Annotated in this window: 24 protein-coding genes and 1 tRNA gene; 8 read left to right on the forward strand and 17 right to left on the reverse strand. The window is 70.4% G+C overall.

Translation table 11 applies throughout. The features are described 5' to 3' along the window. Positions 1–178: 178 nt before the first annotated feature. Positions 179–514 carry a hypothetical protein gene (locus ACFXAE_RS00905; protein ID WP_384706271.1) on the reverse strand — a complete coding sequence of 112 codons (336 nt, stop codon included), beginning with the start codon at positions 512–514 and terminating at the stop codon, positions 179–181. Between the two features lie 346 nt (positions 515–860). On the opposite strand from ACFXAE_RS00905, the gene ACFXAE_RS00910 reads away from it, so the two are divergent. Together ACFXAE_RS00910 and ACFXAE_RS00915 are read left to right on the forward strand one after the other, a co-directional pair. Beyond that, entirely contained in the window at positions 861–1838 is a 978-nt protein-coding gene (locus ACFXAE_RS00910) for a helix-turn-helix transcriptional regulator (RefSeq protein ID WP_384706273.1), read from the forward strand. Between the two features lie 23 nt (positions 1839–1861). Continuing rightward, positions 1862–2854 carry a helix-turn-helix transcriptional regulator gene (locus tag ACFXAE_RS00915; RefSeq protein WP_384706275.1) on the forward strand — a complete coding sequence of 331 codons (993 nt, stop codon included), beginning with the start codon at positions 1862–1864 and terminating at the stop codon, positions 2852–2854. On the opposite strand, the gene ACFXAE_RS00920 is transcribed toward ACFXAE_RS00915, so the two are convergent. From ACFXAE_RS00920 to ACFXAE_RS00950, 7 genes are all read right to left on the reverse strand, one after another. Beyond that, positions 2817–3848 (reverse strand): LuxR C-terminal-related transcriptional regulator, encoded by a 1032-nt coding sequence (locus tag ACFXAE_RS00920; RefSeq protein ID WP_384706446.1) that lies wholly within the window; start codon positions 3846–3848, stop codon positions 2817–2819. The two genes, ACFXAE_RS00915 and ACFXAE_RS00920, sit on opposite strands and share 38 nt — an antisense overlap. Positions 3849–3976: 128 nt before the next feature. Beyond that, positions 3977–5083 carry a sugar ABC transporter substrate-binding protein gene (locus ACFXAE_RS00925; protein ID WP_384706277.1) on the reverse strand — a complete coding sequence of 369 codons (1107 nt, stop codon included), beginning with the start codon at positions 5081–5083 and terminating at the stop codon, positions 3977–3979. 277 nt (positions 5084–5360) lie between these two features. Then, positions 5361–5810, reverse strand: a complete 450-nt coding sequence (locus ACFXAE_RS00930) for a heat shock protein transcriptional repressor HspR (protein ID WP_217127207.1) — start codon at positions 5808–5810, stop codon at positions 5361–5363. A 5-nt stretch (positions 5811–5815) separates the two neighbouring features. After that, entirely contained in the window at positions 5816–6997 is a 1182-nt protein-coding gene (gene dnaJ / locus ACFXAE_RS00935; protein ID WP_384706279.1) for a molecular chaperone DnaJ, read from the reverse strand. Positions 6998–7033: 36 nt separating this feature from the next. Next, the gene (gene grpE, locus ACFXAE_RS00940; protein ID WP_384706281.1) at positions 7034–7702 is read right to left on the reverse strand and encodes a nucleotide exchange factor GrpE; all 669 of its coding nucleotides are present in this window, start codon (positions 7700–7702) and stop codon (positions 7034–7036) included. After that, positions 7699–9543, reverse strand: coding sequence for a molecular chaperone DnaK (dnaK, locus tag ACFXAE_RS00945; RefSeq protein WP_384706283.1), 1845 nt, complete (start codon positions 9541–9543; stop codon positions 7699–7701). Before dnaK ends, grpE begins: the two co-directional genes overlap by 4 nt. Before the next feature lie 93 nt (positions 9544–9636). Beyond that, entirely contained in the window at positions 9637–10674 is a 1038-nt protein-coding gene (locus ACFXAE_RS00950; protein ID WP_384706285.1) for an MraY family glycosyltransferase, read from the reverse strand. Between the two features lie 270 nt (positions 10675–10944). Here ACFXAE_RS00950 and ACFXAE_RS00955 point away from each other — a divergent pair, with 270 nt between their 5' ends. The 5 genes from ACFXAE_RS00955 (at position 10945) to ACFXAE_RS00975 (ending at position 19007) form a co-directional block, all read left to right on the forward strand. Beyond that, on the forward strand, positions 10945–13227 hold the full coding sequence (locus ACFXAE_RS00955; protein WP_384706287.1) for a heterodisulfide reductase-related iron-sulfur binding cluster: 2283 nt from the start codon (positions 10945–10947) through the stop codon (positions 13225–13227). Positions 13228–13637: 410 nt separating this feature from the next. Further along, on the forward strand, positions 13638–15113 hold the full coding sequence (locus ACFXAE_RS00960; RefSeq protein WP_384706289.1) for a VCBS repeat-containing protein: 1476 nt from the start codon (positions 13638–13640) through the stop codon (positions 15111–15113). Between the two features lie 154 nt (positions 15114–15267). Then, positions 15268–16608 (forward strand): FG-GAP and VCBS repeat-containing protein, encoded by a 1341-nt coding sequence (locus tag ACFXAE_RS00965; protein WP_384706291.1) that lies wholly within the window; start codon positions 15268–15270, stop codon positions 16606–16608. A gap of 110 nt (positions 16609–16718) precedes the next feature. Further along, complete coding sequence (locus ACFXAE_RS00970; RefSeq protein ID WP_384706293.1) at positions 16719–17747, forward strand: Yip1 family protein; 1029 nt, start codon at positions 16719–16721, stop codon at positions 17745–17747. Between the two features lie 291 nt (positions 17748–18038). Continuing rightward, positions 18039–19007, forward strand: coding sequence for a hypothetical protein (locus tag ACFXAE_RS00975; protein ID WP_384706295.1), 969 nt, complete (start codon positions 18039–18041; stop codon positions 19005–19007). Between the two features lie 63 nt (positions 19008–19070). Here ACFXAE_RS00975 and ACFXAE_RS00980 read toward each other — a convergent pair whose 3' ends face one another. Both ACFXAE_RS00980 and dcd read right to left on the reverse strand, forming a co-directional pair. Continuing rightward, on the reverse strand, positions 19071–19571 hold the full coding sequence (locus tag ACFXAE_RS00980) for a phosphoribosyltransferase (protein ID WP_384706297.1): 501 nt from the start codon (positions 19569–19571) through the stop codon (positions 19071–19073). A 5-nt stretch (positions 19572–19576) separates the two neighbouring features. Then, on the reverse strand, positions 19577–20152 hold the full coding sequence (dcd, locus tag ACFXAE_RS00985) for a dCTP deaminase (protein ID WP_384706299.1): 576 nt from the start codon (positions 20150–20152) through the stop codon (positions 19577–19579). Between the two features lie 496 nt (positions 20153–20648). Here dcd and ACFXAE_RS00990 point away from each other — a divergent pair. Continuing rightward, a tRNA-Gly gene (locus ACFXAE_RS00990) sits at positions 20649–20722 on the forward strand. Between the two features lie 79 nt (positions 20723–20801). Here ACFXAE_RS00990 and ACFXAE_RS00995 read toward each other — a convergent pair. The 7 genes from ACFXAE_RS00995 to ACFXAE_RS01025 form a co-directional block, all read right to left on the reverse strand. Continuing rightward, positions 20802–21968 (reverse strand): tyrosine-type recombinase/integrase, encoded by a 1167-nt coding sequence (locus ACFXAE_RS00995; RefSeq protein ID WP_384706301.1) that lies wholly within the window; start codon positions 21966–21968, stop codon positions 20802–20804. After that, positions 21968–22177 carry a helix-turn-helix domain-containing protein gene (locus tag ACFXAE_RS01000; RefSeq protein WP_384706303.1) on the reverse strand — a complete coding sequence of 70 codons (210 nt, stop codon included), beginning with the start codon at positions 22175–22177 and terminating at the stop codon, positions 21968–21970. Before ACFXAE_RS01000 ends, ACFXAE_RS00995 begins: the two co-directional genes overlap by 1 nt. Before the next feature lie 2 nt (positions 22178–22179). Next, the gene (repSA, locus tag ACFXAE_RS01005) at positions 22180–23577 is read right to left on the reverse strand and encodes a replication initiator protein RepSA (RefSeq protein ID WP_384706305.1); all 1398 of its coding nucleotides are present in this window, start codon (positions 23575–23577) and stop codon (positions 22180–22182) included. 89 nt (positions 23578–23666) lie between these two features. Beyond that, on the reverse strand, positions 23667–23984 hold the full coding sequence (locus tag ACFXAE_RS01010) for a SpdD-like protein (protein ID WP_384706307.1): 318 nt from the start codon (positions 23982–23984) through the stop codon (positions 23667–23669). Between the two features lie 12 nt (positions 23985–23996). Continuing rightward, positions 23997–24152 carry a hypothetical protein gene (locus ACFXAE_RS01015; RefSeq protein ID WP_210963134.1) on the reverse strand — a complete coding sequence of 52 codons (156 nt, stop codon included), beginning with the start codon at positions 24150–24152 and terminating at the stop codon, positions 23997–23999. Positions 24153–24164: 12 nt separating this feature from the next. After that, positions 24165–24356: a mobile element transfer protein gene (locus ACFXAE_RS01020; protein ID WP_384706309.1), complete on the reverse strand. Its 192-nt coding sequence runs from the start codon at positions 24354–24356 to the stop codon at positions 24165–24167. Position 24357: 1 nt separating this feature from the next. Then, entirely contained in the window at positions 24358–24552 is a 195-nt protein-coding gene (locus ACFXAE_RS01025; RefSeq protein ID WP_384706311.1) for a hypothetical protein, read from the reverse strand. Positions 24553–24558: the final 6 nt, after the last annotated feature.

A 24558-nucleotide genomic window follows, 5' to 3' on the forward strand; every position in this document is an offset into this window, starting at 1 on the left:
GGGGGGCCTCGCGGCGCGCCTGCCGCCTCCGGCCCGGAGCCGCCGGCCCCCCCCACCCCGCCGCGCCCACTCTCCCAAACTCCCCGCCACCCCCCCCCGCGGCCAACGTCATCCACCCCCCCCCCCCCCCGCTGCGGGGGGAAGCACCTGCGCGATCTTTTACGACGGGGGAATCGCGTCAGGCACTGCGGGGGGTGGCAGAGATGGTCCGGGAGACAGGGGAGTCGGACTCCACCTGCCGATGGTCCCGCTGGTCCAGGTTCACAAAGATCATTCCGTACCGGATGGCACACCGTACGGGCTTCGGCGCCCCCCTGGGCCGCCGCAGGCACCGGTACGCCCGTACGTCCCCGTCCTCGTCGCGGGTGACGACGACCGGCTCACCGAAGACGGTCACCATCAACGAGTCGCCGCTGTGGGGGATCGCGGTGACCAGGTCGATGAAGTGCCATCCGGACCGGTAGGCGGTCGCCATCTCCCTGCGGAAGGAGCGGTCGTCGGGTGGTGTGGTCATCACTCAGCCCCAACTGCTGTCATCTGCGAGCTGAGGCGACGGCGAGCCCCAACTGCTGTCCGGGGGCCCGGACTTGGATACCACCACCGGCCCCCAGCTGCTGTCAGCCCGGACGTCGCCCTTCGTGCCGGCCAGGCCACTCAGCGCTCCGAAGGCCATGACGGCAGAGAAGGCGGCGACAAGTACCGAGCGAAGCGTTCTCTTGCGCATAGTCGGCTTCGTCCTCACTCGAAAGTCACCCTTCCCCCGTCAAGTACGACGATGGCTCATTCGGGCACGTCATGGCCACACAATCGGTGCATCATGTTCCTGCATGTTCAGGACCCTGGGGGGTGGAGATTTTATTATGAATCGGACCAATGAGGCACATCCCCATGCGGTGACCGAACTGTGCGAGGCCGGCAGCCACCTCTACGCCGACGCGCTGCGGGCAGGCCGCATCCCCCGCGCGGACGCGGAGTCCGCCCCCTGCCTGATGGAACTCGCCCTGCTGCACCCCGATCCGGACGACCCCACCTGGCTGCGCCCGGTCGCCCCGGCGGTGGCACTGGCCCAGCGGCTCAACCCGCTGGAACGGGAGATCACCGAGCGTCGGCGGGTGTCGATCGAACTCGCCGACGCCTTCGAGCCGTTCATGACCCTCAGCGCCCAGGCCACGATGAGCACCCACTCGATGACGGTGCTGGAGGGTTTCGACCAGATCAACGCCGCCCTCGATCTGGCCACCTCCCAGTGCCGGTCCGAGATGCTCTCCGTCCAGCCGGGCGGCCGTCGTCTGGAGCACACCCTCACCCAGGCGCTGGAGCGCGACCGGCAGATGACCGAGCGGGGGGTGCGCATCCGGACCCTCTACCAGCACACCGCCCGGCACAGTCCCGAGACGCTGGCGTACGTGGCCCGGTTCGACACCGCCAAGGTGGAGTACCGCACCATCGACGAACTGGTGGAGCGGCTCATCATCTGCGACGAGACCGTCGCCTTCATCCCCACCCGCGACGACCGGCAGGTCGCCCTCGAGCTGCGCCACCCGGGTCTCGTCCGCTACCTGATCAAAGTCTTCGAGTTCATGTGGACCCGCGCGGTCTCGCTGAACGCGGGCGCCCCGTACGAACCGGCCCCCGACGGCCTCACCGACATCCAGCACTCCATCGCCAAACTGCTCGTCGAGGGCCACGTGGACGAAGCCATCGCCCGGCGTCTGGGGATGAACGTACGCACCTGCCGCGCCCACATAGCCAAGCTCGCCTCCGCCCTCGGAAGCGGCAGCCGCGCCCAGCTCGGCTATCTGATCGCGCAGTCGGGAATCCTCAAGCAGGAACTGTGAAGCCGAGGAGGTACGAGCCCCGCGTGACCGCATGTGCGCACCACCACGAAACCGAGGACCTGTGCGACGCGGGTGCCGAGCTGTACGCCCGGGCACTGCGTGAAGGCCTCGTGCCCGCCAAGGAGGCCCACGAGACCCCCTGTGTGCTCGACTCCGGGCTGCTCCACCCTTCCCTCGACCACCCCGGACGGCTGGTGCCCGTCGCGCCGGCGGTCGCCCTGCACCGGCTGCTGCGATTCTCCGGCGAACGCATCGCGGCGGAGCGGCGGCGCGAAGTACGGCTGGCCGAGGCCTTCCAGTCGCTCATGCGGACGGGTGAACCTCCCGTGGAGACGCACACCCCGACGTTCCGGGTCCTCAACGGCTCGGAGCGGATCAACGGCGCCATCGTCGAGGCACTGGCGGAAGGGACGGGGGAGCTCCTCTGCATGCAGCCTCACAGCAACTACCACACCTCCGAGGGCGCGCGAGCGGCTCAGGCCGCCGCCCTGGTCCGCGACCAGGATTTCCTCGACCGCGGCGGCCGGATCCGCGTCCTCTACCCGCACACCCAGCGCCACATACCTCTGGTCGTCGCCCGTTACGAGCAATTGAACGGCGACGCCGAGGCACGCACCCTGGACGAGGTCCCCGGCCGTCTGATCGTCATCGGCCGGGCCGTCGCCTACATTCCCGGTGACGCGGACGGACAGCGCAGCGTCGCGCTGGAGATCCGCCACCCGGCCGTCATCACCTACCTGGTCAACGTGTTCGACCGCTTCTGGCGACTGGCCACCCCCATGCACCCCCGGGCCGTCCAGCCGGCGTCCCTCAACGGCGTCACCGCCCGTCAGCGCGCCATCGCCCGCTTCCTCGTCGAAGGCCACACCGACGCCGTCATAGCCGACTGCCTCGGCATGAACATCCGCACCGCACGCGTCCACATCGCCAAACTCGCCGCGATGCTGGGCAGTCAGAGCCGGGCGCAGCTGGGCTATCTCATCGGACGGTCCGGGATTCTCGACCGGGCCGAATGACCGCCGGCCCCCGGGCCCCGTCCAGGCCGGCCTGGGCGATCCGGACGCCCAGCTGCGTACGGCTGGCAGCGCCCAGCGTCTCCGACAGGCGGGCGATGTGGGCCCGGCAGGTCCGGACGCTGATGCCCAGGCGTTCCGCGATCACCGCGTCCTGGTGGCCCTCCGAGAGCAGGGCCGCGATGGACTGCTCCCGGTGCGAGATGCCCTCGATGCCGGTGTCGGGCAGCGGGGCGGTGAGCGGGATGGCGAGCCGCCACAGCCGGTCGAAGACCGTGCCCAGGTACTCCACGAGCGCCGGGTGGCGCAGCTCCAGCGCCATGGTGCGCTCGGCGTTGGCGGGGATGAAGGCGACCGTGCGGTCGAAGAGGATCAGCCGCTCGATCACCTCGTCCAGCGTGCGCGCCTCCACCGCGTCGCCCATCAGCTCCAGATAGCTGAGCAGCCCGTGCCCGTGCCGGGCGACGTGCGTGTACAGGTCCCGCATGCGCACGCCCCGGCCGCGCAGCGTCGTCGCCCGGTGCAGGCCCTCCGACAGCTCCGCCTCGCGCCGGATGCCGCCCGGCTGGACGGTGAGCACCTCGGTGGTGCACGCCTGTGTCGCCTCGTCCATCGCGGCCTGGATGCGGGCCAGCCCGTCCAGCACCCGGATCGCCGGGCCCTCCGCCGCCGACGGCGCGGCGGGCACCTGGCGGCCCAGGCCGGCGTACCGCTCGAAGGCCTCGACGGCCGAGCCGACCCGGCGCTGGCTCGCGCTCACCTCGTCGTACATCCCGCGCAGCAGCCGGGTCATGACCTCCTGCGGGGCGGTGGGGACGAGCCAGTCCATGTCGTCGGGATCGGGGTGCAGCAGGGCCAGTTCCAGCAGGCAGGGCACCGGCTCCGCGTCCCGGCGCGGCAGCCGTCCGCGCCGTACGGCCCGGGAATACACGCGATCCCCGGCCTCGCACAGTCGGTCAGCACCGTGTGGATGCCCGTCCGCCCCGTGCCCGGCCATCGCCCATCCCACCCCCGGTTCAGCCACTTTCCGCAGCGCAACTATGCGCGGCCAAAACCGGCTGTGCAACACGGTCAGGGCCCGGCGCCGGTCGGAGGACCGGCGGGTGGCCGAATACCGACGGGCGGCTACTTCAGCTTGACCGCCTCGCAGGCCGCCGCGAACTCCGCGGTGCAGATGTCCGAGACGTCGTAGATCCCGTCGGCGACCACGGTGTCCTCGATGTTGTCCTTCGTCAGCGCGATCACGGGCACGAGCTGCGCCGGGATGTCCTTGGCCGTGGGGCTGTCCACCCGGTCGCGGGTCAGCGCGTCGAACTGGATGTCCTTGCCCTGGACCTTCGCCACGGCCATCTCCGCGGCGTTCTCGGCCTCGTCCGGGTAGGACTTGTACACGCTCATGTACTGCTCGTCGGCGAGGATCCGCTGCACCGCCGCGAGTTCGGCGTCCTGGCCGGTGATCGGGGGCATCTCGGTCACGCCGGCGGCCTTCAGCGCCTTGACGATGCCGCCCGCCATGCCGTCGTTGGCGGAGTAGACCGCCTCGATGTTGTCCGCGCCGATCGCGTTGATCGCCTCGACCATGTTGGCCTGGGCGTTCTCCGGCTTCCAGTCCTTGGTGTCATAGGACTTGGAGATCGTCACCTTGCCCTTGAGCTCGGAGAGCGCGCCCGCCTTGAACTGCTTGGCGTTGGGGTCGGTCGACGAGCCGTTCATCATCACGATCTTGTCGGTGATGGCGAGGTCGTCCCCGAGGGACTCCAGCAGGGAGCGGCCCTGCACCTCGCCGACCAGCGCGTTGTCGAAGGAGATGTACGCGTCGATCGGGCCCTCGGCGAGACGGTCGTAGGCGATGACGGGGATGCCCGCGTCCTTGGCCTTCTGCACGCTGTCCGCGATGGCGTGCGCGTCGACCGCGTCCAGCACGATGGCGTCGACCTGGTCGTCGACCATCTCCTGCATCTGGCTCGCCTGCTTGTCGGCGTCCGCCTCGGCGTTGGCGTACTCGACGGTGCCCTTCTTGTTGGTGAGCGACTCCACCTTCGTCTTGAAGATGGGGTAGTCGAACTGCTCGTACCGGGTGTTGGCCTTCTCCGGGAGCAGCAGCCCGATGGTGATGTCGTCGCCCTTGCTCGGGCTCGCGTCGTCGCTGCTCCCCGTCGCGTTGAGCACGCCGCATCCGGCGAGCATGACGGACATGGAGGTGGCGGCCACGGATATGGCGATACGACGCATGCGAGGGCTCACTTCAGGTGCGTTTCGGACGTGGGCACAGCTGTGCGGCCCATGTGACTGAAAAGCCAACGCTTCAGCCCCCGCCGGCGTCAAGGCCGGCCGCTTAACGAGATGGACACAGCGCGGTGCGCTGAACTCGTGAGAGACCTGCGGACATCCGGCGAGGATCATCTGGACACGCAGCCATACCATAATCACACACGTGTCCGTACATACGCCGGGAGGCCCGGAGGTTCACTCGACCTCCGGGCCTCCCGCGGCGCTTCACACCCGCGCCTCAGTCCGACTGCTGCCGCTTGGGCCGCCACACCACCAGCGCGCTGGTCTGCTGCACTTCCTGGTACGGCACCAGGTCACGGCGGTACGAGGCGTGCACCGCGGCCTCGCGCTGACGCATCGCCGCGGCCGCCCCGTCGAGGGCACCCTCCAGTTCGGCCACGCGGGCCTGGAGAGCGGCGACCTGGTTCTCCAGTTCGATGATGCGCTTGATTCCGGCCAGGTTGATGCCCTCGTCCTGCGACAGCTGCTGCACCTGACGGAGCAGTTCGATGTCACGGGCCGAGTAACGGCGGCCCCGGCCGGCCGTGCGGTCCGGCGACACGAGACCCAGCCGGTCGTACTGGCGCAGCGTCTGCGGGTGCAGACCGGAGAGCTGGGCCGCCACCGAAATGACGTAGACCGGGGTCTCCTGGGTCAGTTCGTACGGATTGCGTCGACGGCCGTCCATCCAGATCAAGCTCCCTTCGCGGCCTGGAACAGCTCCGCCCGCGGATCCTCGTCCGCGGTCGCCTCGCGATACGCCTCCAGCGCGTCACGAGCCTTCCCCGACACGTCCTTGGGAACACTCACCTCCACGGTGACCAGCAGATCACCGCGGGTGCCGTCCTTGCGGACCGCGCCCTTGCCCCGGGCCCGCATGGTGAGCCCGTTGGGCGTGCCCGGCGGCAGCTTCAGCGTGACCGGCGGACCGCCCAGCGTCGGGACCCGGACCTCGCCGCCGAGCACGGCCTCGGGATACGTCACCGGGACCGTGACGGTGAGGTTGTCGTCCTTGCGGCCGAACACCGGGTGGGCGCCGACGTGCACGACGACGTACAGATCGCCGGCGGGGCCGCCGCGCTCGCCCGGCGCGCCCTTGCCGCGCAGCCGGATCCGCTGGCCGTCGCTGACGCCCGCGGGGATGCGCACCTGCATGGTCCGTGAGGACTTGGCCCGGCCGCTGCCCTTGCAGATCTCGCAGGCCTCCTCCGCGATCAGACCGCGGCCCTTGCAGTCGGGGCAGGGGTCGGTGAGCGAGAAGCCGCCGCCCGAGCCCCGCGCCACCTGGCCGGTGCCGACGCAGGTCGTGCACACGCGCGGTGTGCCGTTCTTGTCGCCGGTGCCCGAACAGGCCTTGCAGGGCGCCTGCGACGACATCCGCAGCGGGACGGTCGCGCCCTCGATCGCCTCGGTGAAGCTGAGCGTCACCTCGGACTCGATGTCCTGGCCGCGCCGCGGCTGGGTACGCGTGGTCCCCGCGCCGCCGCGGTTGAACAGGCCCCCGAAGACGTCACCGAGGCCGCCGCCGCCGAAGCCGCCGCCCGACTGCTGACCGCCGGCCTGACCCCCGAAGAGGTCACCCAGGTCGAAGTTGAAGGAGCCGCCGCCCGCGCCCGGCCCCGGACGGAAACCGCCGTTGCCGAAGAGCGCGCGCGCCTCGTCGTACTCCTTGCGCTTCTTGGGGTCGCCGAGGACGTCGTTCGCCTCGGAGATCTCCTTGAACCGCTCCTCCGCCTTGGCGTTGCCCTTGTTGGCGTCCGGGTGGAACTCGCGGGCGAGCTTCCGGTACGCCTTCTTGATCTCGGCCTCGGTGGCGTCCTTGGGGACGCCGAGGACCTTGTAGAAGTCCTTCTCGATGAAGTCCTTGGTGCTCATCCCCGACGTCCCTCCTTCCCTGCGTCGACTCCCGCGTCAGCCCTCGTCCGGGCCACCGCTCTCCTTGTTCTCCGAGTCGGCCTGCGCCTCGGTGCTCTCCTCGGCCGGCGAAGCCGTCTGCGCGCCGGGCTGCGGCTCGGCGACGGCCACCCGCGCGGGGCGGATGGTGCGCTCGCCGATGCGGTACCCCGGCTGCAGGATCGCCACGCACGTCGTCTCGGTGACGTCCGGCGCGTAGCTGTGCATCAGTGCCTCGTGGATCGTCGGGTCGAAGGGCTCGCCCTCCTTGCCGAACTGCTGGAGGCCCATCTTGGCGATGATCGTCTCCAGCGACTCCGCGACGGACTTGAAGCCGCCGACCAGTTCGCCGTGTTCCCGCGCGCGGCCGACGTCGTCGAGCACGGGAAGCAGCTCGCTCAGGAGGTTCGCGACGGCGATCTCCTTCACCGCGATCCGGTCGCGCTCGACCCGGCGCCGGTAGTTCTGGAACTCGGCCTGGAGGCGCTGGAGGTCCGCCGTGCGCTCGCTGAGCGCCGTGCGCGCCTGGTCCAGCTGGGCCACCAGTGCCGCTTCCTGGCCCGTGTCCCCGGCCGGGGCCGCCGCCTCCTCCGCGGAGGGCTGGGCGGCGGCCTTCGGCTCGGCTTCCTCGGAGGGGACGTCGGGCTGCTGCGACTGCTCGTCGAAGCCCGGGGTCTCCTCGGTCACGCCGCACCGTCCTTGCGGTCCTCGTCGACGATCTCCGCGTCGACGACGTCGTCGTCGGCCTTGCCCTCACCGGCACCCGCGGACGCGCCGCCGGCCGCCTGGCCGGCCCCGGCGTCGGCGTACATGGCCTGGCCCAGCTTCTGGGAGACGGCCGCGACCTTCTCCGTGGCGGTGCGGATCTCGGCGGAGTCCTCGCCCTTGAGCTTCTCCTTCAGCTCGGCGACGGCGGTCTCGACCTCGGTCTTGACGTCACCGGGGACCTTGTCCGCGTTGTCGCTGAGGAACTTCTCGGTCTGGTAGACGAGCTGCTCGCCCTGGTTGCGGGACTCGGCGGCCTCGCGGCGGGCGTGGTCCTCCTCCGCGTACTTCTCGGCCTCCTGGCGCATCCGGTCGACCTCGTCCTTCGGCAGCGAGGAGCCGCCGGTGACGGTCATCTTCTGCTCCTTGCCCGTGCCCAGGTCCTTCGCGGTCACGTGCATGATGCCGTTGGCGTCGATGTCGAAGGAGACCTCGATCTGCGGGACGCCGCGCGGCGCCGGGGGCAGACCGGTCAGCTCGAACATGCCGAGCTTCTTGTTGTACGCCGCGATCTCGCGCTCGCCCTGGTAGACCTGGATCTGCACCGACGGCTGGTTGTCCTCGGCCGTGGTGAAGATCTCGGAGCGCTTCGTCGGGATCGTGGTGTTGCGCTCGATCAGCTTGGTCATGATGCCGCCCTTGGTCTCGATGCCGAGGGACAGCGGGGTGACGTCGAGCAGCAGGACGTCCTTGACCTCGCCCTTGAGCACACCGGCCTGGAGCGCGGCACCGATCGAGACGACCTCGTCCGGGTTGACGCCCTTGTTGGCCTCCTTGCCGCCGGTCATCTCCTTGACGAGCTCGGCGACGGCAGGCATGCGGGTGGAGCCACCGACGAGAACGACGTGGTCGATCTCGCTGAGCTGGATGCCGGCGTCCTTGATGACGTTGTGGAACGGCGTCTTGCAGCGCTCGAGCAGGTCCGCGGTCAGCTGCTGGAACTGGGCGCGGGTCAGCTTCTCGTCGAGGTGCAGGGGACCCTCGGCGGAGGCGGTGATGTAGGGGAGGTTGATCGAGGTCTCGGTGGACGAGGACAGCTCGATCTTGGCCTTCTCGGCGGCCTCGCGCAGGCGCTGGAGGGCCATCTTGTCCTTGCCGAGGTCCACGCCGTGGCCGGACTGGAACTGCTTGACCAGGTAGTCGACGACGCGCTGGTCCCAGTCGTCACCACCGAGGTTGTTGTCACCGTTGGTGGCCTTCACCTCGACGACACCGTCGCCGATCTCCAGCAGGGAGACGTCGAAGGTACCGCCACCGAGGTCGAAGACGAGGATCGTCTGGTCGTCCTTGTCGAGGCCGTACGCCAGGGCGGCGGCCGTCGGCTCGTTGACGATGCGCAGCACGTTCAGACCGGCGATCTCGCCGGCCTCCTTCGTCGCCTGGCGCTCGGCGTCGTTGAAGTACGCCGGGACGGTGATGACCGCGTCCGTGACCTTCTCGCCCAGGTACGACTCGGCGTCGCGCTTCAGCTTCTGCAGCACGAAGGCGCTGATCTGCTGCGGGTTGAAGGGCTTCCCGTCGAGCTCGATCTTCCAGTCGGTGCCCATGTGGCGCTTGACCGACCGGATGGTCCTGTCGACGTTCGTGACCGCCTGACGCTTGGCCACCTCGCCGACCAGCACCTCACCGTTCTTGGCGAAGGCGACGACGGACGGCGTGGTCCTGGCGCCCTCGGCGTTGGTGATGACGGTGGGCTCGCCGCCCTCCAGAACGCTGACGACGGAGTTAGTCGTGCCCAGGTCGATGCCGACCGCACGTGCCATTTCGATTCCTCCAGCTGACTTGAGTGGAACGGACTCAAGCATGCATGACACGCGGCGCGGGGTCAACAGAGCTGAGTCGAGCAGACTCAACTCTTATCCGCTCCTTACACGCAACTGCTCCGTGACCTGCGGCGATGCCTCGGCAGATCGTTGACGGGGACGAAAAACGGGGGTGATGGGAAGGCGTACGAGCGCGAGGACGACCACCACGGCCACCGCCGCCACCCACACCACCGCGCCCCCGGAGACCCGCCCGAGGTGGACGGCCACCCCCACGACCACCCCGCCCAGCGCTCCCGCGCCGAGCAGTACGGTCACCGCGCGGGGGGCGAGTCCGAGCCGCCGCAGCCGGTGCCCGAGGTGATCCGGCCGGCCGCGGGCCAGCGGCCACCGGGCCAGCCGCCGCGCGAGGACCACCAGCACGGCGTCGGCGCACACCACGGCCGTCAGGGCGAACAACACCCCGGCGCCGGTCCCGATTCCCTGTCCGGCCCGCACGAACACCGCCGCCGAGGCCACCACGAACCCCGCGAACAGCGAGCCGCCCGCCCCGAGGCCCACCCGCGCGGGATGCCAGTTGTGCAGCAGGAACCCGGCGAGCGCGGCGGCCAGCACGCTCAGCAGTACCGCGATCCCGTCCATCAGCCCGGCCGTCGCGCAGGCCGCCACCCCGAACGCGGCCACCGCCCCCACGGTGCCGGCCAGTCCGTCCGCGTGGTCGAGCCCCCGGAACGCGGCGGTGACCGCCACGACCCACCCCACGGCGAGCACCCCCCACACCACCCCGGTCTCCGCGTACGGCACGACGAGCGCCGCCGCCACGGCCGTACCGGCGAGCGGGATCCACCACCGCAGCCGCCACACGTCGACGGCCAGCCCGAGGACGCCGAGCCAGACCCCGGCGGCCAGCAGCCGCCCGATCCCGGTGCCGAGCGGGGCGAGTCCGGCCCGGTCGCCGAGCCCCGCCACCAGCCCGGTCGCGAGCACGACGGCCGTTCCCCCGGACAGCGGCACCGCCAGGCGGCGTCTGCGGTCCAGGATTCCCAGGCGCAGGGCGGGGACCCGCAGCAGTTCCGCGAGGAGGGCGGAGAGCAGCAGGGCGGTGGCGGCGGCGACGATCCCGTAGAGCACGGATATAAGTTAGGGGCATATGGACCGATTTAGCGTGAATAACACGATCGGATCCCGGACGCCATCCGGGACGCCCGCGAGGGTGCCGCCATAGGCAACCCTCAGCGATTCAGATCACCCCGCGCCCGGCTACAGTGCGACCGGAGATGGGGGTAATCTCGAACGGACTGCATAAGTTACCGCTTAGTAATCTCGGGGAAGCCTTAGTGGAGCCCCCGTCGACGTTCCGAAAATCCCTCGTCAAACCCCTCGCAGGCCCGAGGAGCCCCCATGCAACTCGCCGCGATCATCGTGTCGCTGGTCCTGACCGTGGTCGGCGTCGCGCTGCTCGCACGCGCGATCGGCCAGTTCGTCCGGTACTTCAAGCTGGGCCAGCCGGTCCCGGCCGGCGTCCGGACCGACAACCCCTACCAGCGCAGTGTGACCCTGGTGCGGGAGTTCCTCGGCCACACCCGCATGAACCGGTGGGGCGTCGTCGGCATCGCCCACTGGTTCGTCGCCGTCGGTTTCCTGACCCTGCCGCCGACCCTCGCCCAGGCCTTCGGCCAGCTCTTCCAGGCCGACTGGGTGCTGCCGGTCATCGGCGGCTTCCTGCCGTTCGAGCTGTACATCGAGTTCATCGGCGTGATGACCGTGCTCGGCATCGCCGTGCTCATCGTCGTCCGCCTGCTGAGCCTGCCGTCGCGGCCGGGCCGCAAGTCCCGCTTCGCGGGCTCCAAGGCGGGCCAGGCGTACTTCGTCGAGTACGTCATCCTCACCATCGGCCTGGCGATCTACGTGCTGCGCGGCCTGGAGGGCGCGCTGCACCACGTGGACCACTACGAGGCGGCGTACTTCGCCTCGTACCCGCTGGTCCTCGCGTTCGACGGCCTGTCGGTCGAGACGCTGCAGAACCTGGTCTACCTGGTCGCCATGATCAAGATCGGGACCTCGTTCGTCTGGATGATCGTGGTCTCGCTCAACACCAACATGGGCGTGGCCTGGCACCGTTTCCTGGCCTTCCCGAACATCTGGTTCAAGCGCGAGGCCGCCGGCGGGACCGCCCTGGGCGCGCTCCAGCCGATGACCTCCGGCGGCAAGCCGATCGACTTCACCGACCCCGGTGACGACGACGTCTTCGGCGTCTCCCAGGTCGAGCAGTTCTCCTGGAAGGGCCTGCTGGACTTCTCCACCTGCACCGAGTGCGGCCGCTGCCAGTCGCAGTGCCCCGCCTGGAACACCGGCAAGCCCCTCTCCCCCAAGCTCCTGATCATGTCCCTGCGCGACCACGCGCACGCCAAGGCCCCCTACCTGCTGGCCGGCGGCGGCAAGACCATGGAGGGCGAGGAGAAGGCGTCCGAGGAGCAGCTCGCGGGCGTGCCCGCCGCCGCTCTCGCCGAGGCCGAGCGCCCGCTGATCGGGACCGCGGAGGAGAACGGCGTCATCGACCCCGACGTCCTGTGGTCCTGCACCACCTGCGGCGCCTGCGTCGAGCAGTGCCCCGTCGACATCGAGCACGTCGACCACATCGTCGACATGCGCCGCTACCAGGTGATGATCGAGTCCGCGTTCCCGTCCGAGGCGGGCACGATGCTCAAGAACCTGGAGAAGAAGGGCAACCCCTGGGGCCTGGCCAAGAAGCAGCGCCTGGAGTGGACCAAGGAGGTCGACTTCGAGGTCCCGGTCGTCGGCAAGGACATCGAGGACCTGTCCGAGGTCGAGTACCTGTACTGGGTCGGCTGCGCCGGCGCCCTGGAGGACCGCGCGAAGAAGACCACCAAGGCCTTCGCGGAACTCCTCCACATCGCGGGCGTCAAGTTCGCGATCATGGGCGGCGACGAGAAGTGCACCGGTGACTCCGCGCGGCGCCTGGGCAACGAGCCGCTGTTCCAGGAGCTGGGCATGGAGAACGTCTCCGCGCTGAACATGGCGTTCGGCGAGGAGACGGACGACGAGGGCAACGTCACGGAGGAGTCGAGGAAGCCCAAGTCGGCGAAGAAGATCGTCGCCACCTGCCCGCACTGCCTCAACACCCTCGGCAACGAGTACCCGCAGCTCGGCGGCGACTACGAGGTCATCCACCACACCCAGCTGCTCCAGCACCTGGTCGACGAGGGCAAGCTGATCCCGGTCACCCCGGTCGAGGGCCTCATCACCTACCACGACCCGTGCTACCTGGGCCGCCACAACAAGATCTACACGCCTCCGCGCGAGATCATCGGCAAGGTCCCGGGCCTGCGCAACGAGGAGATGCACCGCCACAAGGAGCGCGGCTTCTGCTGCGGCGCGGGCGGCGCCCGGATGTGGATGGAGGAGCGGATCGGCAAGCGCATCAACAACGAGCGCGTCGACGAAGCCCTTTCGCTCAGCCCGGACATCATCTCCACCGCCTGCCCGTTCTGCCTGGTCATGCTGACCGACTCGGTGAACGGCAAGAAGAACGAAGGCAAGGCCAAGGAGTCCGTCCAGGTCGTCGACGTCGCCCAGCTGCTGCTGGAGTCCGTCAAGACCCCGGCCGACCCGGCGGGCGACGAGGAGAGCGAGAGCGCTCCGGAACCCGAGCCGGTGAAGTAACGCGACACGCCACGAAGGGGCCGTCCGACAGGGCGGCCCCTTCGGCATGTCCACGTACCGCCTCCGGCCCGCGCCGAACCGGCCGCCACCGCCGACGAGGGGCCGGACGTCTCCACCTGCTGCCCGCCGCCGCCTCCGGCCCGGCCGGCACGGGCTCGGCCCTGCCCACCCCCGGCGAACCGGGCCCGGGCGCACGCCCGTTCTTCAAGGGCGCACCGGCCGGCCGAGGCGTCGCACCCGCCTCGAGAATCACCGAACGCGCGTACAACCTTCACATGCCGTCGCCGGTCTCATGATCGCCGACCGTCCGGTGAACCACGGGACAACTCCCGGCGAACCCGCACGGTCCCGGCACCTCATCGACTCCGGATGCCCGCCAGGCATCCCTCGCATGCCGCAGGAGAACCCGCATGCACCGACCCATGAGACTCGCTCTCGCCTCGGCCACCGCCGTCGCGCTGACGGGCGGTCTGCTCACCCTCGTCGCCTCACCCGCGACGGCCGCCGACTCCACCGACGTCGCCCTGGCCGACTTCAACGGCGACGGCCGGGGCGACGTGGCCTCCTCGGCCAACGGCGCCTACGTCTCCGGCAAGGCCCAGGCCGGCCAGTTCGTCGTCCTCTACGGCACCTCCACCGGTGTGTCCTCCGCCAAGCGCCACACCCTCAGCCAGAACTCCACCGGAGTCCCCGGCACCGCCGAGGCCGGGGACAACTTCGGCTACGACCACGCGTACGCCGACTTCAACGGCGACGGCTACGACGACGTCGCCGTCTCCTCCCCGTACGAGGACGTCGACGGCGACAAGGACGGCGGCACCCTCGCCATCCTGTGGGGCTCCGCCTCCGGCATCACCGGCAAGGGCATCACCGTCACCGACCCGTCCCGCTCCTCCCACGACCAGTGGGGCAAGAACCTCGCCGCCGGCGACTTCGACGGCGACGGCAAGGCCGACCTGGCCGTCGGCAGCAACAACGCCACCCTCTACGTCTACAAGGGCGGCTTCACCACCGCGGGCAAGTCCGGCGGCCGCTACACCATCAAGCCGCCGATCCTGGGCAGCGAGGCGGACGGCCCGGTGAACCTGACCGCCGGGGACGTCGACGGCGGCGCGACCGACCTCATCGTCGACGGCTACGAGACCTCCTCCGAGTACGGCTGGAACCGGAACTACTTCATCCCCGGTTCCTCGAGCGGTCTGCAGACGTCCGCGGCCACGTCCCTGAAGCCCGGCGTGATCACCGCCGTCGGCGACATCGACAAGGACGGCTTCGGCGACATCGTCAGCGGCGCCTACTGGAACTCCACCATCGAGGACGGCACGACGATCCCCGACTCCGCCAACGGCGGCAAGGTCTGGGTCACCTACGGCTCGGACGCCGGCCCGCTCACCGACTCCGCCGTCGGCATCACCCAGAACACCGGCAACGTCCCCGGCACGTCCGAGGGCAACGACTACTTCGGCTACGAGCTCGACCTCGGCGACATCAACGCCGACGGCTTCCTCGACCTCGCCGTCGGTGTCGCCGGCGAGAACATCGACACCGAGGTCGACACCGGCACCGTCACGGTCCTCTACGGCACCGCGAACGGCCTGAACACCGCCTCCGGTGCCCAGTCCTTCTCCCAGGACACCGCGGGCGTCCCGGGCTCCAACGAGGACAACGACGGCTTCGGCCTGGACGTCAAGCTCGACGACGTCACCGGCGACGGCAAGGCCGACCTGATCGTCGGCTCCGCCGAGAACGCCGGCAACGGCGCGATCACCTACCTGCCGTCCACCGGCTCGAAGATCACCACGAGCGGCGCCCGCTCCGTCTCCCCGAGCACCTCGGGCGTCTCCACGACGGGCACACCGTACTTCGGCTCCAACTTCGCCGACTGAACGACGCCGCGTCTCCCCGCGCCGGGCCCGCGTACCACCGCGGGCCCGGCCGCATGTCCACCGGCCCTCCGGTGACGACCGCACCGTGACCGCCGGCAGTCCCGCACCCACCGCACGTTCGACGCCCCCATCGGCTGAACCACACGGAGACCACATGCGCAGACACACCGCCACCGCCCTGGCCGCCACCCTCCTGGCGACGGGCCTGACCCCCGTGCTCCTCACCACCCCCGCCTCCGCCGCCGTCGCCAAGCACTACGACGACTTCAACGGCGACGGCCACCGCGACCTCGCCTACCGCGGGCTGGACGACGTCGACCGCGACGGCGGCACCGTCACCGTCGTGTACGGCACCGCCGGCGGCCTCGACACCACCCGCCCCCAGCTGATCCACCAGGACAGCCCCGGCATACCGGGAGGCGGCGAGGAGGACGACATGTTCGGCGAGACGCTGGCGAGCGCCGACCTCGACAAGGACGGCTACGCGGACCTCGTCGTCGGCAACCCCAGCGAGCACGTCGGCAGCGCCGAGTACCGCGGGAGCGTCACCATCGTCTGGGGCTCGAAGTCCGGCCTGTCCGGCGGCACCAACCTCGCCCCCAAGTCCGGCGCCGGCGGCCACTTCGGCCGCGACGTGGCCACCGGCGACTTCACCGGCGACGGATCGCCCGACCTCGCGGTGATCGGGAACGAGAAGACCTGGCTGTACCGCGGGGCGTTCACCAGGGCCGGCGGCACCGGCAGCGTGAGCAGGATCGACAAGACGGGCGGCAGTTGGTACGCGCACAGCCTCGTCGCCGGCAAGGTCAACGGCGACGGACGGACCGACCTCGTGGTCCTCGGCACCCAGTACGAGGCCGGCGACGTGCCGCGCCACCGCGTCTGGTTCCTCAAGGGCTCCTCCTCCGGCCTGACCTCCGGCCCCCACAAGACCTTCAGCACCGAACCCTGGTCCGCCACCATCGGCGACTTCGACAAGAACGGTTACGGCGACATCGCCGTCGGACTGCCCGACCAGAGCAACGCCAAGGGCGCGGTGACCGTGTGGCGCGGCACCTCCTCCGGCCCGAGCGGCTCCAGCACCTTCACCCAGGCCACCTCCGGCGTCTCCGGCAGCCCCGAGGCCGGCGACAACTTCGGCCACGCCGTGTCCGCCGCCGACGCGAACGGCGACGGATACGCGGACCTGGCGGTCGGCGTGCCGCAGGAGGACGTCGACGGAAAGGCCGACCAGGGCGGCGTCCACTTCTTCCGCGGCGGCTCGGGCGGACTCAGCGGCGCCCGCGCCTCCTGGATCCCCCAGACGGTGACCGGCCCCGCCGACGAGTCCGCCTACTTCGGAGCCTCCCTGCGCCTGCGCGACCTCACCGCCGACGGGCGGGCCGACCTGGCGCTCGGCGCGGACAACGCCATCGTGCTGCGCGGCACGAACACGGTCCCGACGACCGACCGTGCCATCCCGCTGCCCGAGTTCGGCGGCGGCTTCCTCGACTGACGCCGTCCACCGTCCGCCGTCCACCGTCCGCCGTCTCCGTCCTCCGTAGGACCGGCCCCGCCCCGCCCCCCTACGGAGGACGGACGAGAAGGCTGACGACCCCTTAGGGGATGTCACAGCTCGGCCGCAAAGCCGGGCCCGAACGCCGGGGTCCGGTACGTCACCGCCCGGGACCAGGTACGTTCGATGACGTGGCTGGATTCAGGATCGGACGCGGCCGGAACAACAACGGCGCTCCTCACGCGCGACCGCAACAACCCCCGCACGGGCAGCAGACGCCGCAGGGGCCGTCGTACGGCTACCCGCAGGCGCCGCAGCCGTACCCGCAGCAGCCGTCGTACGGCGGTGGCGGCGCCGGCCCCTGGCCGCACGCGAACCGCGGCCCGGGCGGACCCGGTGGCCACGGCGGTCACGGCGGTCACGGCGAGCCGGAGTACTTCGGCGACGGCGCGTACCCGCACGGCGCCCAGGGCGCCCCGCACGACCCGTACGCGGCCAACAACCCGGGCCACACCCAGGCCTTCTCGATCAACGAGGACCCCTACCACCAGGGCGACACCTACCGGGCGGGCGCGGCCCCGCCCGCCGGCCCGGTGGGCCCCCGCCTGCACTGGAAGGACCTGCTCAAGGGCATCGTCCTGTCCCCCGCCCGGACGTTCCTCCAGATGCGCGACTACACGGTGTGGGGCCCCGCCCTCGTCGTCACCTTCCTCTACGGCCTGCTCGCCGTCTTCGGCTTCGACACCGCGCGCGAGGACGCGATCGGCGCCACGCTGTCGAACGCGATCCCGATCGTCCTGACGACGGCCGTCGCGATGGTGCTCAGCTCCTTCGTCCTCGGCGTGGTCACCCACACCCTGGCCCGCCAGCTCGGCGGCGACGGCGCCTGGCAGCCCACGGTCGGCCTCTCCATGCTGATCATGTCCCTCACGGACGCGCCCCGCCTGGTCTTCGCCATGTTCGCCGGCGGCGACGCCGCCTTCGTCCAGATCCTCGGCTGGGCCACCTGGGTCGCGGCCGGCGCCCTGCTCACGGTCATGGTCGGCCGCTCCCACGACCTCCCCTGGCCGAAGGCCCTGGGCGCCTCGGCGATCCAGCTGGTCGCCCTGCTGTCGATCGTGAAGCTGGGCACGTTCTGATCCCTGCCGCGCAGGAAAGGGCTCCCCGACCGGTCCAGGTCCGGACGGGGAGCCCTTCGCGATACCCCACATGGCTGCACGACGACTCCCCACTGCCCCGGGGAAAACCCGTGACTTCGATTGTGCGCTGAGTCACTCTGATGCAGAGTCAGTTATGCCGTGCGCATGATGGAGGTGGGGGACCTCATGGAGTCTTCGATGGTCGCAGGAGCCGTACAGATCATCTCGGACCTCGCGGCGGGAGTGGCGACCGCGACGGGGGCCGAAGTCGGGCGGACGGTCTCCGCCCTCGTGCGCGAGCGGATCGGCGCGTCGCCCGAGGGGCAGGCGGCACTGCAGGCCCTGGATGAGCAGCCGCAGGACCCGCAGGCGGTGGCCGGCCTGCATGACGCGGTGCGGACCGCCGTGGCGGCGGATGCGGACTTCGCGGCCCGCCTCACGTCGGCGCTGGCGGGACCGCCTCCGGCCACGGCACCCACGCAGGTCACCAGCAGTGTGGTGATCGGCGGCGGCGCCAGAGTGAACCGCAACACGATCTCGCTCGGGCCGGTGACTTTCAGCAACAGCCCCTCCGGACGCACGGCACTGACGGTTCTGTGCGTCCTGCTGGTCGCGCTGCTGGGCCTCGCGGTGTACGGCGGGGCCCAGCTGATCACACCGGACGACTCCCCGGACGCCTCTCCGGGAACCGCACGCCAGAAACCAGGAGCCGGCAAGGACGGCGGGTCCGACAGCGGAGGGCCGGGACAGACCTCGGAGGATCCGGCGAAGGCCCCATGGGCGTCGCTGACCGACGCAGCGTCCGTGGAGCAGGTCCTGCCCGACGGGGCAAGTCTGCCGGCGGGGTGGACTCAGACGCGAGCCCCCAGCGTGGAGCGCTCAACCGCGAAAGAGGGGGGAGGCGCACCGGACTTCACCGGCCGCGTCGACTACATCCCGGGTAATGGAGGCGGAATCAAGTTCTTCGTCTACGCGTTCCCGAGCGTCGCGAAGGCACACGAGGCCTATACGGCGATGACCCCGTCGCAGAGCTCGGACACCCAGCCCCTGACGATGCCCGAAGCCGGCGACGAAAGCCTGGCGTACTCGACGACACGCCCGCAGAACACCGGGCTCGTCGACATGGACAGGACCTTCAACGTCACGATCACGCGCACGGGAACGGTGATCACCGTCATATCCAAGGTCGACAACGCCCTCACGCTCGACACCCTGACTCCGATGATGTCCGACCGCGCCCGCCGGGCCCAGACCGGCTGACAAGATCGGCGAACACACCTTGCCGCCCGGCCGCACAGGTCGCACGGGTGCGGGCGCCCGGCCTCAGCCCGCCTCTGCCGACGGCGTGATCGGCGTACCGGACTTGCGGCACGGCGGCAGCACGGACCACGGGAAGTTGATCCACTCGTCGGTGCGCTTCCAGACGTACTCGCACTTCACCAGCGACTGCGTCTTCTCGTAGATCACGGCGCTGCGCACCTCGGCGACGGCGTCGAGGCAGAAGTCGCGCACGAGCTTGAGCGTCTTGCCGGTGTCGGCGACGTCGTCCGCGATCAGCACCTTCTTGTCGGTGAAGTCGATGGCGTTGGGCACGGGCGCGAGCATGACCGGCATCTCGAGGGTCGTCCCCACCCCGGTGTAGAACTCGACGTTCACCAGATGAAGGTTCTTGCAGTCGAGGGCGTACGCGAGCCCGCCGGCGACGAAGACCCCGCCGCGCGCGATGCTCAGCACGACGTCGGGCTCGTACCCGTCGTCCGCGACGGCCTGCGCGAGCTCGCGCACGGCCACCCCGAACTGCTCGTAGGTGAGGTTCTCCCGCATGCCGCTCACACCTGCGTCCGGTGGAAGTTGAGGTAGGAGCGTGAGGCCGTCGGCCCCCGCTGCCCCTGGTACCGCGACCCGTACCGCTCGCTCCCGTACGGGTGCTCGGCCGGCGAGCTGAGCCGGAACATGCACAGCTGCCCGATCTTCATGCCGGGCCACAGCTTGATCGGGAGCGTCGCGAGGTTGCTGAGTTCGAGGGTCACGTGCCCGGAGAAGCCGGGGTCGATGAACCCGGCGGTGGAGTGGGTGACCAGCCCGAGCCGCCCGAGCGAGCTCTTGCCCTCCAGCCGCGAGGCGAGGTCGTCCGGCAGCGTGATGACCTCGTACGTACTGGCCAGCACGAACTCGCCGGGGTGGAGGATGAACGGTTCGTCCCCCTCCGGCTCCACGAGCCGGGTCAGGTCCGCCTGCTCGACGGCGGGGTCGATGTGGGGGTACCGGTGGTTCTCGAACACCCGGAAGTAGCGGTCGAGGCGTACGTCGATGCTGGACGGCTGCACCATGGCGTCGTCGTAGGGATCGATACGCACCCGTCCGGCGTCGATCTCGGCCCGGATGTCCTTGTCAGAGAGAAGCACGGGCCCGAGGATACGCAAGGCGCGCGGAACGGCCACAATCGGCCGCCCCGCGCGCCCTCGCTGTTACCGGTGTTACTGCTTCTGAAGACTCACCGGCACGACACTGCGAAGCCGCGCACAGCGCGGACACCGCAGGAGCCGGCCGGGGCCGAGCCGCTCGGCCTTCTGCATCGGAAACGAGGCGGTGGTGAACACGTGCCCATCGGCACAGCGGACGACGGTGCGCTCCATCAAGTCCAAGAGTCCCTTCCCCAAGAGGCCGCGTCTGGCCGGGTCCGGCCGACTACCCTGACGACAAAAGCCACATTACGGGATCAAAGGAACGGCCTTCCAGGCGGCACCCCGCCCCTTCACCGTACGCCCCAACTCCTGCCCCCCGCAGCCGCATCCATCCCCTGAAACAGCATCGGGCCCCCGGCCTTGAACACCGGGGGCCCGACATGGGGTAGAGTGACCGAGCATCCGGACACCGCTCAGGGCGGGGCCTCCGGATCACGCGGGTGTAGTTTAATGGTAGAACATCAGCTTCCCAAGCTGAGAGCGCGAGTTCGATTCTCGTCACCCGCTCCATGCGAAACCCCCAGGTCATCGACCCGGGGGTTCTTTGTTGTCCAGACCGGTGAGCGGGTGCCGCACCACAACCGCACCATTAGCTTTCCGGTGGCTCCTCCTTGTGGTGCGCACGACCGTCGGTGTGGTGCTTCGCACGCTCGGCGCGTACGAGGTCGTCGAGCCCGGCGGCGACCTCCCGTTGCCGGTCCTCGTCGGAGTGCTGGTAGATCAGCGCCGCCTTCTCGGAGGACTGGCCGGCGCGCACCATCGTGTCCCGGAGGGTGGCACCCGAACGGGTCGACAGGGTGTGTCCGGTGTGGCGGAGGTCGTAGAAGCGGAAGCCGTCCGGGAGACCGGCGACCTCACGGGCCCGCCGCCACTTCCGCCCGAAGGTCGTACGCCGGAAAGCCGCTCCCTTCTCCCCCACGAAGACCAACCCGTCCGGGCCCTTCTCGGCGAACCAGTCGAGGTGCCGCCTCACCTCCTTACGGAGGAAGGGCGGGAGGACGACCACGCGAGCACCCGCATCGGACTTGGTCGGCCCGGGGGCCCGCCTGCCGTTGGTCCGCTCCGGCTCGGCGACCCGCACGCGGATCACGAGGTTGTCGACGTCGACGTCCCGACGGCGGAGGCCGGCCAACTCCTCCGGCCGCATCGGACCGTAGGCGCCGAGGTAGACCATGAGCCGCCAGCGGATACCGATAGCGTCGGCGAGCGCGTCGACCTGGGCGACGGTGACGATGCGCCGTTCCGCCGCCGACTCCTTGCCCGCCCCTTTGATCCGGCACGGGTTGCGCGTGATCAGGTCGTCGTCGACGGCTGTCTCAAGGATGCCCTTGAGGAGGCGGTACGCCTTGGCGACGGTGGTCTTGGCCCGGGTGGCGCGGAGCCGTTCGGCGCGCCACTCACGCACGCGCGGAGCCGTGATCTCGTCCAGGTCGAGCCCGCCGAACGCCGGGAGGATGTACAGGCGCAGCAGGTGCCGGTACAGGTCCTCGGTCCGAACGGCCAGCTCCCGTTCCTCGACCCACTTCTCGGCGTAGACACCGAAGTTGACGGACCCGGCGTCGGGAGCGCGCCAGTCCCCGCGGCTGAGGTCCGCCTCGACCTGGGACAGCCAGATCTCGGCGTCCTTCTTGGTCTCGAAGGTCTCGTCCGCCCGGATGCGCTCACCATCGGGCCCGAGGTACGAAGCCGTCCACCGGCCGGACCGGTACTGCCGCACCGCACCGAAGCGCCGGCGCCTGCCCTTCTTGTTGGCCATCAGGCGGCCCTCCGCAGTCCGGCGCGGCGGAGCCTCACCGGTTCCACGGTGTGGGCGGCGAGGTAGTCGCGAACGGCGCTCTCGGGGATGCGGACGTGTCGGCCGACCTTCACGTACCGGATGCGCCGCTCCTCGATGAGCCGCCGCGCGAAGCGGACGCCCGTGCCGAGGCGTTCGGCGACCTGGTTCACGGTGAGGAGTCGCTCCATGGTCACCACTCCCCCTCGGTCCCGGCTTGGTCGCGTAGTGCTTCGCGGGCGGTCTCACGGTTGAGCCGGATGTCCCGGGCGATGGTGGCGGCGAGGGCGGATTCACCGGGGGTGTGGCCGTGGCCGGCGTACTGCCAGTCCGCCAGGACGAGGACGGTGTCCGGCTCGCGGTCGTCCAGGCCGAGGGCCCCGGCGTCCTGTGCGGCGCGGTAGTCGGCGCGTGCCTGGCGGAGTGCGCCGAGGGTGGTGGAGTAGTGGCGGGACTTCGAGGAGAAGTGGCCGCGGAAGCCGAGCATGTGAGCCCAGGCCCACAGCCGCCGGTCCGGATACAGCGGGTCGAGGTCTCGGCAGGCGGTGATGAGGCGGCGGGTGTGGTCGGGCACGCCGTGGCGGTCGAGCTCGGAGATCTCCCCGATGCGGCGGTCGAGGGTGCCGGTGTTCTCCGCTGCCTTGGTGGAGTACTTGGCGACGTAGGAGGCGACGGCCTGTTCGGTGATGTCGGAGCCGTCCCCGAACGCCTTCACCGGCCGGACGTCGAGCTGTGTGCCCCAGCGGAAGGACCGGTTCGGTTGGTCCCCGGCGGCCGGGACGGAGACCGATGTGTAGGAGTGTGCCGCAGCCGCACCGATCGCGTCGGCGAGGACACCGACCGTGGCCCACGCGGGCGGCGGTGTTCCAGGACCCTCCGGCCCGTCCAGCCGGATCACCGCATGGAAGTGCAGGGCACCCCGCTTCTGGAATTCGGCGACCTTGCCGTACGAGAGGCGGACGTGATCGGCGAGTTCCCGGCGAGGAAGGCCGCCGCGGGCGGCGAGTTCGCGGCGGAGCCGGGTGGTGAAGCGTTGCCAGAGCTGCCCGGCGTGGTTGTTGAAGAGGACGGCGCCCGCGTAGTCGTACGTCGCCGGGTCGAGGGCGGTGCCCAGTTCGGGTGCGTCGGAAGCGTGGCGGGTGCCGCAGCGGCAGACGCCGTGATCGGGCCGGTTGTGGACCGGGCCGAACGAGGGCGCGGTGAGCGTGGCGAAGACGCGCGGGTGATCGCGGACGGTGGCGGGGATGTCGCGGCGGTCGTCACCGGCGAGGCCGGCGCGGATGAGGTGATAGGTGTCGCCCGCGTAGGTCCAGGCGCAGGCCGGGCAGCGGGAGGCGCGGCGGTTGCCGCAGGCGAGGCGGAGGCGTCCGCCGGGTTCATCGGCGGTGGTGTAGTGGTGCAGGGTCTCGCCGGTGGTCTTGTCCTTGTGGAGGGTCCAGCCGGTGAGGTGGATGGGGTCGGAGCAGCCGCCGGTGCGGCGGATCTGTTCTTCCCATCGGGTGTAGTCGTCGGCCGAGGCCACCCGCAGCAAATCGCCGAGGACGACCGGGTCGAGCAGAGGCTCAGGCGCGAGTGAGGCGCGATGCGCCATGCTGGGTGCTTCCTTCCGGTTGAGAGATCGGACAGGGACGGCTCCCGGGCGGCGGATGCTTGGCGGTATCGAGGCCGCCCGGGGGCCGGTCAGCGACGCTTGGCGTCGGCGTTGACGAGCGAGCGGATCACCAGGGCGCAGACGGCGACCGAGGCGCCCGTGATGGCGACGGCCAGGAGCATGGAGACCAGGACGGCGCCGACGACCAGGACGACGGCCGTGCCGCCGCCGACGAGGGCGAGCGCGGTGCCGGGGGTGAGCTGGACCGTAGGCCGGGACGGAACCGGGACCGTGGCGACGGGAGCCGGCGGGGTCGAGGTTGGCGGGATGATCGTGGTCGGCTCGACGACGGGCGGGGTGACGGAGCCAGTGGGCTGGGGCATGGTCGGGAGCTTGGGCCGGAACATGAGCGGATCTCCTTACTTGACGGCGGTGTCGATGACCGGGGCAAGCACGCTGTCAGCGAGGAGGAAGCCGCCGATGAGGAGCACGGCGATCAGCCACCACGGCGGGCGGACGAGCTTGACGCCGAGCCAGCCGACGACGATCAGGGCGAACCAGAGCGGGACATCCATGGCGGTGGCCTCCTAGCGGACGCGGCAGCGGTGGGTGCGGGCGGCGAGCTGGGCGGCGGACTGGCTGGAGTAGTCGGCGGACCAGCCGCAGCCGTCGTTGCTGCACACGGCGGCGTGCTTGGTGGTGCCGTGGCGGTCGCGGTGGGTGCCGATCTGCACCGGTCCGATCCGCATCACGGAGTGGAAGAAGTCGCGGGCGGGCATATCAGTCGGTCTCCGTTCGGGTCAGGTTCGGGTCGGGGAAGGCAGCGCGGATACCGGCGGCGGTGGCCGGGTCGGCGGTGAGGCGGGCGGCCTCCTCGGCGAGCAGGTGGGCGAGGAAGGGCCTGTTGGTGGCGGCCATCTCGCGGGCGGCGTCGAGGTGGTCGGCGGCGGTCAGGTCGGCCGGGTCGACGAGCACGAGGTG

Source organism: Streptomyces sp. NPDC059454, assembly GCF_042749965.1.
GTDB lineage: Bacteria > Actinomycetota > Actinomycetes > Streptomycetales > Streptomycetaceae > Streptomyces.